This is a genomic window from Variovorax paradoxus (assembly GCF_030811855.1).
In the GTDB taxonomy this organism is placed as follows: Bacteria; Pseudomonadota; Gammaproteobacteria; order Burkholderiales; family Burkholderiaceae_C; genus Variovorax; species Variovorax paradoxus_L.
Map to the genome: position 1 here is coordinate 191,287 of NZ_JAUSRN010000006.1, position 14,121 is coordinate 205,407.

3 protein-coding genes are annotated in these 14,121 nt (G+C 67.5%); 1 reads left to right on the top strand and 2 read right to left on the bottom strand.

Annotation, left to right across the window (positions count from 1 at the left end; translation table 11 throughout):
• Window positions 1-3: 3 nt before the first annotated feature.
• Complete coding sequence (locus J2X92_RS13985; RefSeq protein WP_307576533.1) at window positions 4-5,004, bottom strand: non-ribosomal peptide synthetase; 5,001 nt, start codon at window positions 5,002-5,004, stop codon at window positions 4-6.
• The gene (locus tag J2X92_RS13990) at window positions 5,001-12,311 is read right to left on the bottom strand and encodes a polyketide synthase (RefSeq protein WP_307576535.1); all 7,311 of its coding nucleotides are present in this window, start codon (window positions 12,309-12,311) and stop codon (window positions 5,001-5,003) included. The genes J2X92_RS13985 and J2X92_RS13990 overlap by 4 nt, the downstream gene beginning before the upstream one ends.
• 898 nt (window positions 12,312-13,209) lie before the next feature.
• On the opposite strand from J2X92_RS13990, the gene J2X92_RS13995 reads away from it, so the two are divergent.
• Window positions 13,210-14,094 carry a class I SAM-dependent methyltransferase gene (locus tag J2X92_RS13995; protein ID WP_307576537.1) on the top strand — a complete coding sequence of 295 codons (885 nt, stop codon included), beginning with the start codon at window positions 13,210-13,212 and terminating at the stop codon, window positions 14,092-14,094.
• The last annotated feature ends 27 nt before the right edge of the window (window positions 14,095-14,121 follow it).

The following is a 14,121-nucleotide window of genomic DNA, read 5'->3' on the forward strand; positions in this document are numbered from 1 at the left end:
CAGTTACTCCTTGCGCAGCCAGCTGCCAAGGGTGCTCAGCAACCCTTCGCCGCGCGATGCGCCTTTCAGGTTGCCGAGCGGCAGCTTGCCGAGGTCCGTGATGTCGGAGCCGACCACCGCCTGGTGCCCCGAGGTCGCGATTTGCCCGAGGTTCTCGAACAGGTAGCGGCGCGAGTTCACGCGGTAGCCCAGCGTCTGCTCGGTCTGCTGGATGGCTCGCAGTACGAGCAGTGAGTCGCCGCCCAAGTCGAAGAAGTTGTCGGTGGCGCGGATCTCGTTCACGTCGATCCCGATCACCGAGGCCCAGATCTGCGCGAGCTTGGCGTGCTCGGGGTTCAAGAGGACGTCGTCGTTCTTCTGCGCGCTGGCCGCTCCGTTGCCCGGTGCCAAGGTCTTGATGGGGTCGATGGCCGCAAGCTTGCGCAGGTAGGCGGCGGTGGAAGAGCCTTCGGTGGTGGCAAGCTCCGCCAGCGTTTCCTTGGAATGGTCGACCACGCGGTACAGCACCTCCAGATACCGGTCGCGCAGTTGCGCCCCTGTCTCGCGCAGGTAGATGTCGGCGTTGTAGATCAGCGCGCCTTCCATGCCATGCGGCTTGTCGAGCAGCCAAACGCCGATGTCGTCGGTGGCGCCGCGCTGCATCACATAGATCTGCTTGTTCTGCAGGCTTCCGATGGCGCGTGGACGATCGCGCGCATCCTGGAACGAGAACATCGCCTGGTAGGGGCCAACCGAGCGGATGTGGCTTTCCAGCCCCGACTGCGCCATGAGGCGTTCGAACGGAACCTGCTGGAAGTTCATCATCGTGAGCAGCTCCTGCTTCACGTAGCGCATGAAAGCCGGCAGGGAGAGGTTGAAGTCGACCTCGAGCGATACCGGCAGCACGTTGTTGAAGCAGCCCATCACGTCTTCGGTCTCCGGCTGCTGCCGGCCGCGGATCGGGTTGGCAATCACGATGGACCTGGACCCGATGACCTGGCTCATGGTGAGCGCATAGACGCCGAAGGTCAGCATGCTGAGCGTCACGTCCATGCCGCGCGCTATTTCGCGCAGCTGCTGCGTCATGGCAGGCGTGATGTGGATCCAGTGCGCACCGCCCTGGCCGCTCTTGCCGGAACGCCGCGGCATGTCGGTGTTGGGCAGGCGAGGCAGCGGCGCGCTGGAAAAGCGCTGGCGCCAGAACTCCAGCTGCTGCTTGCAAGCTGGCTCTTCCATCCACTTCTCGAGCCACTCGGCGTAGTCGCCGTGCGTGGTGGCGATGGGGGTCAGGCCGTGCGGGCGCCCGCGCTCCCCCGCTTCGTAGATGGCGGCGAGCTCGCGCTGCAGCAGGTCGAAGGACCAGCCGTCCCACACCAGGTGGTGCGGCACGAAGATGAAGGCATGGTCCTTCTCGGCCAGCTGGTAGAGCGCCATGTGCGCCATCGGCGCGCGATGGATGTCGAAGGGCTCATCGGCCATTTCCTGCACGCGCTCCATGAGTTCGGCTTCGCGCTGGTCCGCCGGCAGGCTGCGCAGGTCGATCACCGGCAGCGAAAACTCCACCTGCTCGGCAATAACCTGGACTGGCTTGCCCGTGGCCGCATCGGTGCCCATGCTGGTGCGCAGCGACGGCTGGCGGCGGATGATCTCCTTCAGCGAGGCCTCGAAGAGCGCGGCATCGAAATCGCCGATCAGCCGGCGCACCGAGGGCGCGTTGTAGACGGAGCGGCCGGGATACAGCTCTTCCATGAAGCGGATGCGCTCCTGCGAAGGCGTCATGGGTGCCGTCTTGCGATCGAAGTTGCACGGAAGCGGGGCCTGCGCGCCCGCGCCCGCACCCTGCAGCCCTTCGACCACCGTGGACAGCCGCTCGGCCGTGGGCGCCTCGAACAACGCCCGCAGCGGCAGCGTGATCTGGAACTCGCGGCTCAGGATCGTGGTGAGGCGCGCGGCCAGCAGCGAGTGGCCGCCCATCATGAAGAAGTCGTCCTTCATGTCGAGGCCTGGCAGGCTCAGCACCTTTTCCATGGCTGCGAGGACCTTGCGCTCGCGTTCGTTGCGAGGCTCTGCGCCGCGCTTCACCTCGTCGCGCGAGACTGCCTGCGGCGGCGGCAGCGAGACGCGGTCGACCTTGCCGTTCGCCAGGGTGGGCAGCTCCTTGAGCGTGACCACGTGCTGGGGCAGCATGAAGGCCGGCAGGAACTCGCGCAGGTGCGCCATCAACGCATCGAGATCGAAACTGGCGCCGGGGGTCAGCGCAAGATAGGCCACCAGCCGGACATCGCCGGGATGGTCTTCGCGCGCCACCACCACGCTGCGCGATACGCCGGCAACTTCGCAGCAGCGGGCCTCAATCTCGCCGGGTTCGATACGGTAGCCGCGCACCTTCACCTGGAAGTCGAGCCGGCCTAGGTGTTCGATCAACCCGTCATTGCGCCAGCGGCCGCGGTCGCCGCTACGGTACATCGCCTTGTTGGTGCCGAAGATGCGTGCCGTGACGAAGCGCTCGGCCGTGAGTTCGGGGCGCTCCAGGTAGCCCAGCGCAAGGCCATCGCCGGCAATGCAGATCTCGCCCGGCACGCCGATCGGGCAGGGCTGCAGGTCGGCGTCGAGGATCCAGATCTCCGTGTTGTCGACCGGATGGCCGATGGACACGCCACGCGACACCACCGCGTCGGGGTCGACGCACCAGGCGGTGGAATACACGGTGGTTTCGGTCGGCCCGTAGCCGTTCCAGATTTCCGCGAGCCGCTCACACAGCGCGAGCGCCAGGCTTGGCCGCAGCGGCTCGCCGCCGGTCCAGCCCCTGAAGCCCGGGGCGCCCGGCCACTGCGCATCGAGCAGCAGCTGCCACATGCCGGGCGTGGCCTGCAGGAAGGTGATCTGTTCCTGCTCGAGCAGCTTGCACAGGCGGTTGCCGTCCATGGCTGTGTCGCGCTGCACCATCACGATCTCGGCCCCCGTGGCCAGCGGCAGCAGCAGGTCCGGCACCGCCATGTCGAACGACAGGGTCGTGACCGCGGCGATCCGGTCGCCGGCATGCAGGCCCGACACCCTGTGCATCCACTGGAGCAGGTTGGCCACGCCGCGATGCTGCGCGTACACGCCCTTGGGCAGGCCGGTGGAGCCCGAGGTGTAGATCACGTAGGCGCCGTCTTCCGGGCCAGCATCGTCTTCGCTCGGGGGCAGGGCGTCCGCAGACTCCTGCAGCCACGCGGTGTCGCGGTCGATCTCGAACAGGCGATCGCCGGGGTCGGCAAGCCAGTTGCGCGGTGCGCCCACCACGTCCGACGAGGTCAGCAGCAGGCTGATGGTGGCGTCCTTGGCGTAGTGCTCCAGGCGGGCGTGCGGAAACGCGGGGTCGAGCGGCACATAGGCGGCGCCTGCCTTCAGCACGGCCAGCAGCGAGACGACCATCTCGATGCTGCGCTCCAGGCACAGCCCCACACGCTGACCGCGGCGCACGCCGCGTGCGCGCAGTGCACGGGCCAGGCGGTTGGAACGGGCATCGAGCTCGGCATAGCTGCAGACCCTTCCGCCATCGCGAACCGCGGGACGGTCGGGCTGCAGCGGCACGCGCGTCAGGAAGCCGGCATGCGCGATGGGCGCCCCCTGCAAGGCGATGGGCGGCGGTTGCAGCGCGATCAGCGCCTGCGCGCCTTCGGCCGACAGCACTTCGAGGCGGCCGATCGCTTCATCGGGCGTGCGGGCGCCGGAGCGCAGCACGCACTCGAAGATGTCGAGCCAGCGCTGCACCGTGGCCTCGTCGAACAGGCTGGTGTTGTACTGCGCCTCGATCTGCAACCCACCGTCCAGTGGCCGCAGGTTCAGGAACATCTCGGAGTTTTCGTACTGGCGCGCGATCGTGTCCTGCGTGACTTGCAGGCCCGCGAAGGCCTGCGTACCGCTGGCCACGTCGGGGTCGACGTTGAACATCACGCTCACCAGCGGCAGCCGGCTCGGGTCGCGCTGGAGGGAAAGCTTGCTGAGCAGCGCGCCATAGGTGAGCGACTGGTGCTCGAAGGCGTCGAGCACGGCGGTGCTGCATTCGCTCATCAGGGCATCGAAGCGCAGCTCGGCGGGTGCGGCAATGCGCAGCGGCAGCAGGTTCACGCAGTGGCCGACCAGGCCGGGCATGTCGCGCGCAAGCTGGCCCGAGGCCGGGATTCCGACCACGATGTCGTCCTGCCCGGTGAGGCGGTGCAGCGTGGCGACAAAGCCGCTGAGCAGGCCCGCGAAGAGGCTGGCGCCGGCTTTGGCGCTGACGGTGCGCAGGGTGTTGATGAGGCGGCGGTCGAGCAGACGCTCCACGCGCCGCGAGCCGAAGGTGCGCACGGCCGGACGCGGATGGTCCAGAGGGAGTTCGAGCACGGGCAGACTGCCGCCGGAGAAGCGCTCGAGCCAGTAGTCCACGTGCGGCTGCATGTCGGGATGCAGGGCTTCGGCCGCTTCCATGGCGGCAAAGTCGGAATACGAGGGGGCGGCCTGGAGCTGCCGTGCGCCGCCGGTCTGCTCGGCATACAGATGGCCGAGCTGTTCGGTAATGACCACCCAGGACCAGCCGTCGCAGACCACGTGGTGCGCCGACATGACCAGCTCATGCTCGGCGCCGCCAAGGCGGAACAGCACGGCGCGGAACAGCGGCCCGTGTTCCAGCGAGAAAGGCGTGCACACCGCTTCGGAATGCGCGGCCTCCAGGGCTTGCTCGCGCGCATCGGGCGCAAGGCCGCTCAGGTCCTTCTGCTCCAGCGGGCTTTCGCCGGCCTGGCTCACCAGCATGCAGGTGCCGTCAGGCGTGATCGTGGAGCGCAGCGATTGATGGCGCTCCACCAGCCGGGCCACGGCACGCGCCATGGCTTCCCGGTCCAGCGGCCCGCGCAGGCGCAGCAGCACCGATTCGTTGTACGCCAGCGAGGCATCGTTGCTCAACGTAGCGCCGAGCCAGATCTCGCGTTGCGATTCCGTCGTGGGAATCACGCATTCGATGAAACCGCTTGCAGCGGGAGGACGAAGAACGGCGTTCATGCTGCGGCCTTTCCGTTGATGTGTTGTTGATTGGGGGATGAGGTGTCCGGCACGTACCAGAAGGGCTGTCCGTCGATGTCGCGGGCCAGCACCGAGCCGTCTTCTTCATGCGCCTTGCGGTAGTCGAAGCCCGTGACCACGGTGGCCCTGCGCGGCAGGAAGCCCGACTCCTGCATCTCGGCGACCGATTCCTTGAACACGCGGCAGATGGTCGCGATGTCTTCCGCGCTGTGTGCGCTGGTCAGGAAGCAGGGGAAGTTGTCGAGGATGTGGACGCCGCGGCTGCGCATCATGGCGAACAGCAGGTCCTGCAGCGGGTGGTCTTCGAGCCAGCTCACGCGCCAGAGCGAGGCGAAGTGGCGCACCGCAATGGGCGCACCCACCTCGACGCACCAGGCCGTGAGGTCGCCGGCCATTTCGGCGGTGCTGGTCGTGAGGCCTGTCTGCAGCGCGGGACCGGCTTCCTTCAAGTGTTCGAGCGAGGCCTTGGCCGCGGCCAGCGCGAGCGGGTGCCGCACGAAGGTGCCGGCGAAATAGGTCACGCCAACGCCGGGGATCGAGTCGTCGCCGTACTGCCAGGCGCCGCCATCGAGCGCGTCCATGAAGGCGCGCTTGCCGGCGATCACGCCGACCGGGAAGCCACCGCCGATCACCTTGCCGTAGGTGGCGAGGTCGGCGCGCACGCCGAACAACTCCTGGGCGCCGCCAAGCGCGGCGCGAAAGCCGGTGATGACCTCGTCGAAGATGAGGGCCGCACCTTGCTGCTCGGTGATGGCGCGCACCTCCTGCAGGAACTCGCGCGGCTGGAAGTCCGGCCGGCGGCTCTGCACCGGCTCCACCAGCACGGCGGCAAGGTCATCGGCGTTCTCGCGAATGAAGGCCAATGCTTCGGCCGTGCCGTAGTCCAGCACGCGGATGTCGCCGAACATGCCGCTCATCACGCCCGGTGCGGCCGAGAGGCCCTTGCCACCCTTGCCGGCGCGCACCAGCACTTCATCGAAAGTGCCGTGGTAGGAACCGGTGAACACAACCACGGTGCTGCGCCCGGTGACCGTGCGCGCAATGCGCAGCGCGGCCATCACCGCTTCGGAGCCGGTGTTGCACAGGGCGGCGCGGTCGCTGCCCGTGAGTTCGCAGATCAGCCGGGTCACGTCGGCGGCCAGCGGATGCTGCGGCCCGATCTCGTAGCCTGCGTCGAGTTGCTTCTTCACCGCTTCCTGCACGAAGTCGGGCTGCCAGCCGAACATGTTCATGCCGAAGCCGTTGAGCGCATCGACGTATTCGTTGCCGTCCAGGTCCCAGAGCTTGGAGCCCTTGGAGCGCTCGATGACGATCTGGTAGGTGATCTCCTTCGTCAGCGGCCGGAAGCCGTTGACCACGCGCGGGTCGGCCATGTGGGGGCGGTTGGCTGCGGTGAACTCCTTGCTCTTGCGGGTGCGCTCTACATAGCGCCGGATGAAGGTGGCGAGGCGTGCCTTCTGCCGGCCGCTTGGCTCGGCGGTGCGCTGGGTATGGATGCGGGCGATGGCCCCGAAGGCCTTGGCCACGTCGTAGCGCACCGGCTCCTTCGCTGCGCCGGCTTCATCGGCCAGGGGCTGCGCAGCGGGCGCTACGGCGGCTTGTGCCGGTGCCGGTGCGATGCTCGTCGGCGCCGGCTGCAGGGGCAGGGTGGACGTGGCGGGCACGGTGTCCGCTGCCATGCCCGACAGCAGCGCGAGCTGGTGCCGCATCAGTTCCATCTGCTGCGCGACCAGCTGCGCAAGCGGCGTGGCACCGATGGCGTTGATGGTGGCCGCTGCGTTCATCGAAGGCAGGTAGGCGGCCGGTTGTTGCACCGGGATGCTGGCCTGCACAGCCGCTGGCATGGCCATTGGCACCGAGGCCGGCGCGGCTGCGGGCGCGGCCACCGCAGCCACGGCTTCGGGCGGCAGGCTTTCCTGCAGGAATGCGGCGAGCGTGTCGAAGCAGCGGTAGTTCTCCATCAGCTGCCGGAAGCTCAGGTTGACCTTGAAGCGCTTCTTGATCTGCGTGGCAACCTGGGTCAGCGTGAGCGAATCCAGGCCGAGTTCGCCGAAGGCGGCGTGGCCCTCGGCCTGTGCCATGTCGATGCCGGAGATGTCCTCGAACAAGGACCGCAGCCGCGCGCCCATGGGCTCGCCGGCTGGCGTGGAGGCGGAAGCAAGAAGTGGCGAGGGCACTGCAGTCACGGTCGGCTCCAGGAAAAGAGGTGGAACGAAAGGCGCAGGCGCAGGCTGTGCGACAACCGGCGCGTCGATGGGCAAGGCCAGCGGCGCGGCGACCAGGCTGGGCGCGGTGGACGCGATATCGACCCAGAAGCGCTTGCGCTCGAAGGGATAGGTGGGCAGGCGCACGCGCTGTGCGCCGGCGCGAACGGCGAGCCGCGAGAGCTCAACGTCGGCGCCGCATGTCCAGAGGCGGGCCAGCGCCAGGCGCAGCGTGCGGGCTTCGTCGGCCGGCTCGCAGTGCAGGAGCGACATCACCTCGCTTGCACCGTGCTGGCGCACCAGCGTGGCCAGCGTGTTGCGTGGCCCAACCTCGACGAAGAGCGGCCGCGACGCATGCGCCATGGCGCTGCGCACCGCCGGCGAAAACTGCACGGTGCTGCGCAGGTGGCGCGCCCAATAGCCCGCGCTGGTGGCTTCGGCGTCTTCGAGCAGCCGGCCGGTGAGCGTCGAGAAGATCGGAATGGTCGGCGCGTGCAGCGCCACTTCGCCGACCAGCGCTTCGAAAGGCGCGACGGCGCCGTCCATCATGGACGAATGGAAGGCATGCGAGGTCTGCAGCGGGCGGGCCGCGATGTCGTCCTTCTGCAGCTCGGCCTGCAAGGCTTCGATGGCTTCGAAGGGACCGGCGACCACGCAGGCCGTGGGCCCGTTGTCCCCGGCGAGCGACAGCGACGGGCTGAGCCGGGCCGCAAGTTCGGTCGCGCCCATGCGCACCGACAGCATCGCGCCCGGTGGCTGAGCCTGCATGAGCGCGCCGCGCCGCGCCACGAGCCGGGCGGCGTCTTCCAGGCGCATGACGCCCGCCAGCACCGCGGCGACGAATTCGCCCACGCTGTGCCCGATGAGCGCATGCGGCCTTGCACCGAGCGACAGCAGCCGGCGTGCCAATGCATATTCGAGCGTGAAGATCGCGGGCTGCGTGACGGCCGTCGGCACCAGCGCCTGGGCGTCGCTGCCGAACATCAGCTCGCGCAGGTCGTAGTCCACGGCATCGCCGAAGGCCTTGATGCAGGTGTCGAACGCGGCGGCGAACACCGGGTCGTTCGCATGCAGGTTCTTGCCCATGCCGGCGTACTGGGCGCCCTGGCCCGGGAACATCAGCACCGGCTGCGGCGCGCGCGCATCGATGCGGCCGCTGACGCGCCACGGACCGTCGTTGCCGCGCAGCGCGGCGACGGCTTCGGCCGCATTGCTGGCGACCACGGCGCGGCGGAAGGGGTGGGCCTTGCGGCCGACGCCCAGCGTGTAGGCGACGTCGGCCAGCGGCACGTCGGGTGTCGCCTCCAGGTGCGCCGCGAGCTGCTCGGTGGCCACGGCCAGCGCCGCCTCCGAGCGGGCAGACAGCGGCAGCACCTGCGGGCCCTTCGCGCAGGTCGATGCGGGCCGCACGGGTGCCTCTTCGACGACGACGTGCGCGTTGGTTCCGCCGACACCGAAGGAGCTGACGCCGGCACGACGCGGCACCTTGGCGCGCGGCCATGGCTGCAGGCTGGGCGACACGTAGAAGGGCGTGCGCGCGAAGTCGATGGCCGGGTTGGGGGCGCTGAAATGCGCGGTCGGCGGGATCACTTCATGGTGCAGCGAGAGGGCGGTCTTGATGAGCCCGGCGGCGCCGGCGGCGGTCACCATGTGGCCCACGTTGCTCTTGAGCGAGCCGAGCGTGCAGTAGCCCAGTGCGTCGGTGTGCTCCCCGTAGGCGCAGGTCAGCGCTTCCACCTCGACCGGGTCGCCCATCGGCGTGGCGGTGCCGTGCGCCTCCACGTACGAAATGCTGCGCGCATCGACGTTGGCCGCTGCCAGCGCTGCGCGAATCACCGCCGCCTGGCCGTCCACGCTGGGCGCCGTGAAGCTGGCCTTGCTGCCGCCGTCGTTGTTGACGCAGGCGCTGCGCAGCACCGCATAGATGGTGTCGCCGTCGGCCAGCGCGTCGGACAGGCGCTTCAGCAGGACCACCGCGGCGCCGTCGCTGAACACCGTACCCTGGGCCTGCGCATCGAAGCTGCGCGTGTGGCCGTCGGGCGAGAGCATCGAGCCCTCCTGGTAGAGATAGCCGCTGCGCGTTGGGCAGGTGACCGAGGCTCCGCCGGCCAGCGCCATGTAGCACTGACCGGTGCGCAGCGCATGGAAGGCATGGGCCACGGCCACCAGCGAGGTCGAGCAGGCGGTGTGCACGCTGACCGCGGGGCCCGTGAGGTTGAGGCGGTTGGCCACCCGCGTGGTGATGTAGTCCTTCTCGTTGGCCAGCATTACCTGGAACTCGCCGACCGCTTCGATCAGGTCGGGCCGCGTGCTGACGTGGCGCTGGAAGTAGCTGGCGTTGTACATGCCGGCATACACGCCTACGGGGCCGGGCGCGGCGTCGGGCACATAGCCCGCGCGCTCGAGGCATTCCCAGCAGATCTCGAGGAACACGCGCTGCTGCGGGTCCATGAGCGCGGCTTCCTTCGGGCCGATGCCGAAGAAGGCGGCATCGAAGTTCTCGATGCCTTCGATGACGCCGCGGGCCCGCACATAGGCCGGGTCGCTGCGCAAGGCTTCGCTGACGCCGGCGTCGAGCGTCTGGTCGTCGAAGAAGCTGATGGTGTCGCGTCCGGCAACAAGGTTGTCCCAGAACTGCTCGACGTCCGCCGCGCCCGGGAAGCGGCCCGCGGTGGCGATCAGGGCGACGGCGTCCGACTGGTCTGCGCTGTCGTGATGCGCAAGCGTCGCGCGCGGCGCGGTGGCGGGCACCGGCTCCGCATCGGCCGATGCAGGCTCCAGCTCGGCCGCCATGGCGCTCGGCGTCGGATGCCGGAAGAAGAGCGTGGTCGACAGCGGCTGCGTGCTGCCCTGCTGCAACTCGGCCAGCACTTGAAGCACCCGCAGCGAATCGCCGCCGAGATCGAAGAAGTTGTCGTGGCGCCCGACCTTGCCGATGTGCAGTGCGCGCGCAAAGGCTTCGCACACACGCTGCTCGGTGGCGTTGCGCGCTTCTTCGAATGGCTGTGCGAGTTCTGGGCGGTCACCTACAGGTTCGGGCAAGGCCCTGCGGTCGAGCTTGCCGTTGGGCGTAACCGGGAGCTGGTCGAGCCACACCTGGGCGGAGGGCAGCAGCGCCGCCGGCAGCCGTGCGGCCAGGTGCGTGCGCAGCGCGTCCCACGAGATCTTGTGCGAGCGTGCGACAAGGTAAGCCACCAGGCGCAGCTGGCCATCGGCATCGGGCCGTGCCACCACTGCGCAAGCCTGAACGGCGGGGTGGGCGAGGATGGCCGCCTCGACCTCGCCGGTCTCGATGCGGTGGCCGTGGATCTTGACCTGGCCGTCGCGGCGCCCGATGAATTCGATCGTGCCGTCGGGCAGCCAGCGCGCCAGGTCACCCGTGCGGTAGAGGCGCTCGCCCCCTTCGCCGAACGGATCGGGCACGAAGCGTTCTTCCGTGAGCCCCGGTTGCCGAAGATAGCCGCGCGCGACGCCATGGCCGCCGATGCAGAGTTCGCCGACCAGGCCCGTCGGCAGCAGCGCCATCGAGGGGCTGAGCACGCGCAGCACGGTGTCCTTGATCGGCCGGCCGAGCGGCACCGAGCGCAAGTCCGCCGGCAATGCGTGCGGAATGCGGTAAGTGGCCGCGAAGGTCGTGCATTCGGTCGGCCCGTAGCCGTTGCTGAGCGTGAGCTCCGGGAGCGCAGCCAGTGCGCGGCGCACGTGCGGCACAGAGAGCGCTTCGCCGCCGGTGATCAGGTGCCGCAGACCCGAGAGGTGCGCCGGGTTGTCGTCGATCACCGCGTTGAACAGCGCGGCCGTGAGCCAGGCGGTGTGCACGTCGTGCCGGGCGATCGTGGCGGCGAGGCCAGGGCCCGTGGGCACGTGCTCGCCGTGGATGGCGCAGCAGCCGCCATTGAGCAGCGGGCCCCAGATTTCGAGCGTGGCGGCATCAAAGCCGAGCGGCGCGGCGTGCAGCACGGCGCGTCCCGGTGCCAAGTCGGCGTAGTCGACGCCGACGACAAGCCGAAGGATTGCGCGGTGGCAGATCTCGATGCCCTTGGGCGTGCCCGTGGAGCCCGAGGTGTACATCACGTACGCCACGGATTCGCCATCGATGGCCGGCTCACGCCAAGGGGAGAGCTCGGTTGCCTCGGCCTCGTCGAGCAGCAGCGCGTTCCGCGACTCCGGCACGAGGTGGCGGTGTGCCTGCGTGACGATCACCTGGCGTGCGTCCGCCTCGTCGAGCATGTAGGCAATGCGCTCGGCCGGAAAATCAGCCGGCACCGGCACATAAGCTGCGCCCGCCTTGAGGACGCCAAGCTGCGCGACCACGGCAGCCATCGAGCGCTCGAGCACGAGGCCGACACTGTCGCCGGCGCGCACGCCGAGGTGCTGCAGACGGTGCGCAAGGTGGTCCGACTGCCTGTCGAGCTCGCCATAGCTCATTCGCGCATCGCCCTCGGCAAGGGCCGTGGCGTCGGGCGCCGCGGCGGCCTGCCGGTCGAACATGCCGACCACCGTGAGGCTGCGGTCCACCGGAGACAGCGGGGCGTTCCACGCGGACAACTGCTGCGCGCGGTCGGCGGGAGAGAGGGTGCGAATCTCGCCGAGGGGCGCGTCGGCACCGTCCATCAGGTTGGTGGCGGTGTCGGCAATGGCCGCGAGCAATTGCGCTGCCGTGGCCGCATCGAGCAGGGTCGCAGCCGCGTCGGCATGGAGACGGGGCGCACCCGATGCGGTGGACAGCCAGAGGTGAAGGGGGGCTTGGGCGCGCGCGGCGCTGGCGTTGGCGTTGGCGTTGGCGTTGGGGCTCAGCCAGAGGGCATTTGGCGTCGCTTCCGAGGGCGCCGCTTCGGCGGTGCGGCGCTTGGTGTCGATCATGGCCAGCCAGCGACTGGCCGTCTGGGCGGGATCGAAGGCTGCCGCGATGGTGGTGCAGCCGTGTGCCGATCCGTCGGCCTCCGGCTCGTGGAGAACAGTGTCCGTCGTGCCGAGCCAGCGGGCTTGCAAAAGGAGCCAGGCTGCTGCAAAAGGGGTGTCGCTCAATTGCCCCGAGGTACCGACCCACTGGCTCCAGCGTCCTGCATTTTCCGGTTCCATCTCCAAAACACCTGCAACCCGACCACCCGATTCTTTCGAATTGAATCGCAATGCAAATACGTCATCCAATGAAAGATGGAGAGGCGCCAATTGCACCGGCAAGACGGGTGGGGGTTTCATGGGAGAGATGTAATAAAAGATGCATGCAATAGATTGGCAGCGATTTACATTTAAATGGGGGGTAGGGATGTAGTACGTAGGTTTGTATTTTTCGCTGCCAATCCTAGAGTCTTTGCAAGGGTGGGAGTAGGTGAAAAGTTGTCACGTTGCAATCCAGAAACGCTCGTTACATAACCGTACTACCTTGAATCGGGTGAATTAGGTAGCCATGCGCCTACTGCTGAGTTGCACGCCGCAAACGCGGTCGGGCCCTGGTCAGGGCTCCTGTCTGCGTAGCGGTGTCTTTTCACAGAAAAGCTTTTAGCCATGGGACTGACTGTAGAAATTGAGCCCCCTGCCCGCATGAGCGATGCGCCCCCTTCGGGAGGAGACAATCGCCCCCTTTCCTGGGTCGGCAACCATGACAAAGCGCCTGCCAGTGCACGCTTCGGCCTTCTCGGAGGCCGACACGAGGCGCGGCAGGGCCGGCGGGCGGCGAACCAAATTCGGTAGGAAGGCGGGGGATGGCTAGGTCCGCATTTGGGATATGCGGGGCAGGAGATGCGTCCTGCTGGGCAATTGCAATCCGGCGGTTCCCTCTGGGGAACCGAAGCGGCTTCGGACGTCAGGCTTAGTACCTATGGCCTATGCAATTTGGGAATCAATCGGGTAGGGGATTTGTTGAGAACTACCCGGAGCCTGTAAGAGTTTTAAAAATTTCGGCGATGAATCCCGGAGTCGTGTGATTCTCTGCAACAACTTAACTTGATAGTCTGGGGTTTTTGTTGAAGGACACGAAATGTTAGGTGATATTTTATTGCCCAATGTGGCCCTCGAGCATTCCGGCAGCTATTTCCATTCGAAGCTCGAGTGGGCGTCCGAGGCAATGATTGCCAATGCGACTTACTTCGGCAATGCGCAATGGGCGCAGGAATATCTGGATTACTGCCACCGGGATGCGCACTTCAAGAGCAGGTGGCTCGCCGCAGGCGGGGACTGGACCGGCAAGGTGGTCATCGATCTCGGTTGTGGGCCGGGCAACATCTTTGCCACCCTTGGCGGAAATCCCAAGTTGTTGGTCGGGGTGGATGTAGCCCCGGGTGCACTGAAACTCGCGTCGAAGCTCGGCTATACGGCGGTACTGGCCGACGCGGCGAAAACGCCATTCCGATCGAACGTGGCGGACATCGTCGCCATCAATGCGTCGCTGCATCACTGCGACGACATGGCAGCCGTATTGCGCGAGGGCGCCCGGCTGGTGAAGCCGCACGGCGTCCTGATCACCGACCACGACCCGCAGCTCACCGCATGGGACTACAAGGGTGTCGCCAAGCTGATGTGGGACGCGCGGCTGTGGGTATATCGGGTGGCCAGGTATGGCTTCCACAAGACCGTCATCCAGCAGTCATGGGGTTTGAGAACAGAAGTCCATCACCAGCCAGGCGACGGCGTCACCAAGGAATTCTTTCGGTCGACCCTGGAACCGCTGGGATTCGACGTTGGCGTTTATCCGCACAACCATCAAATTGGCGCCGAGGCCTTGTCCGGCGAGGTGGGCGTCGCGAAATGGAAATACCGGCTCGGCAACATGTTGTCGGGGCGCCGGCCATCGTCGCCCACGAGCGCGCTGTCATTGATGTGCGTGGCGAGGCGCCGGGGCGATTCGTTATCGGCCGCGGCGTGAGTTGTCGAGGCCAAGAAGCCAACCGTG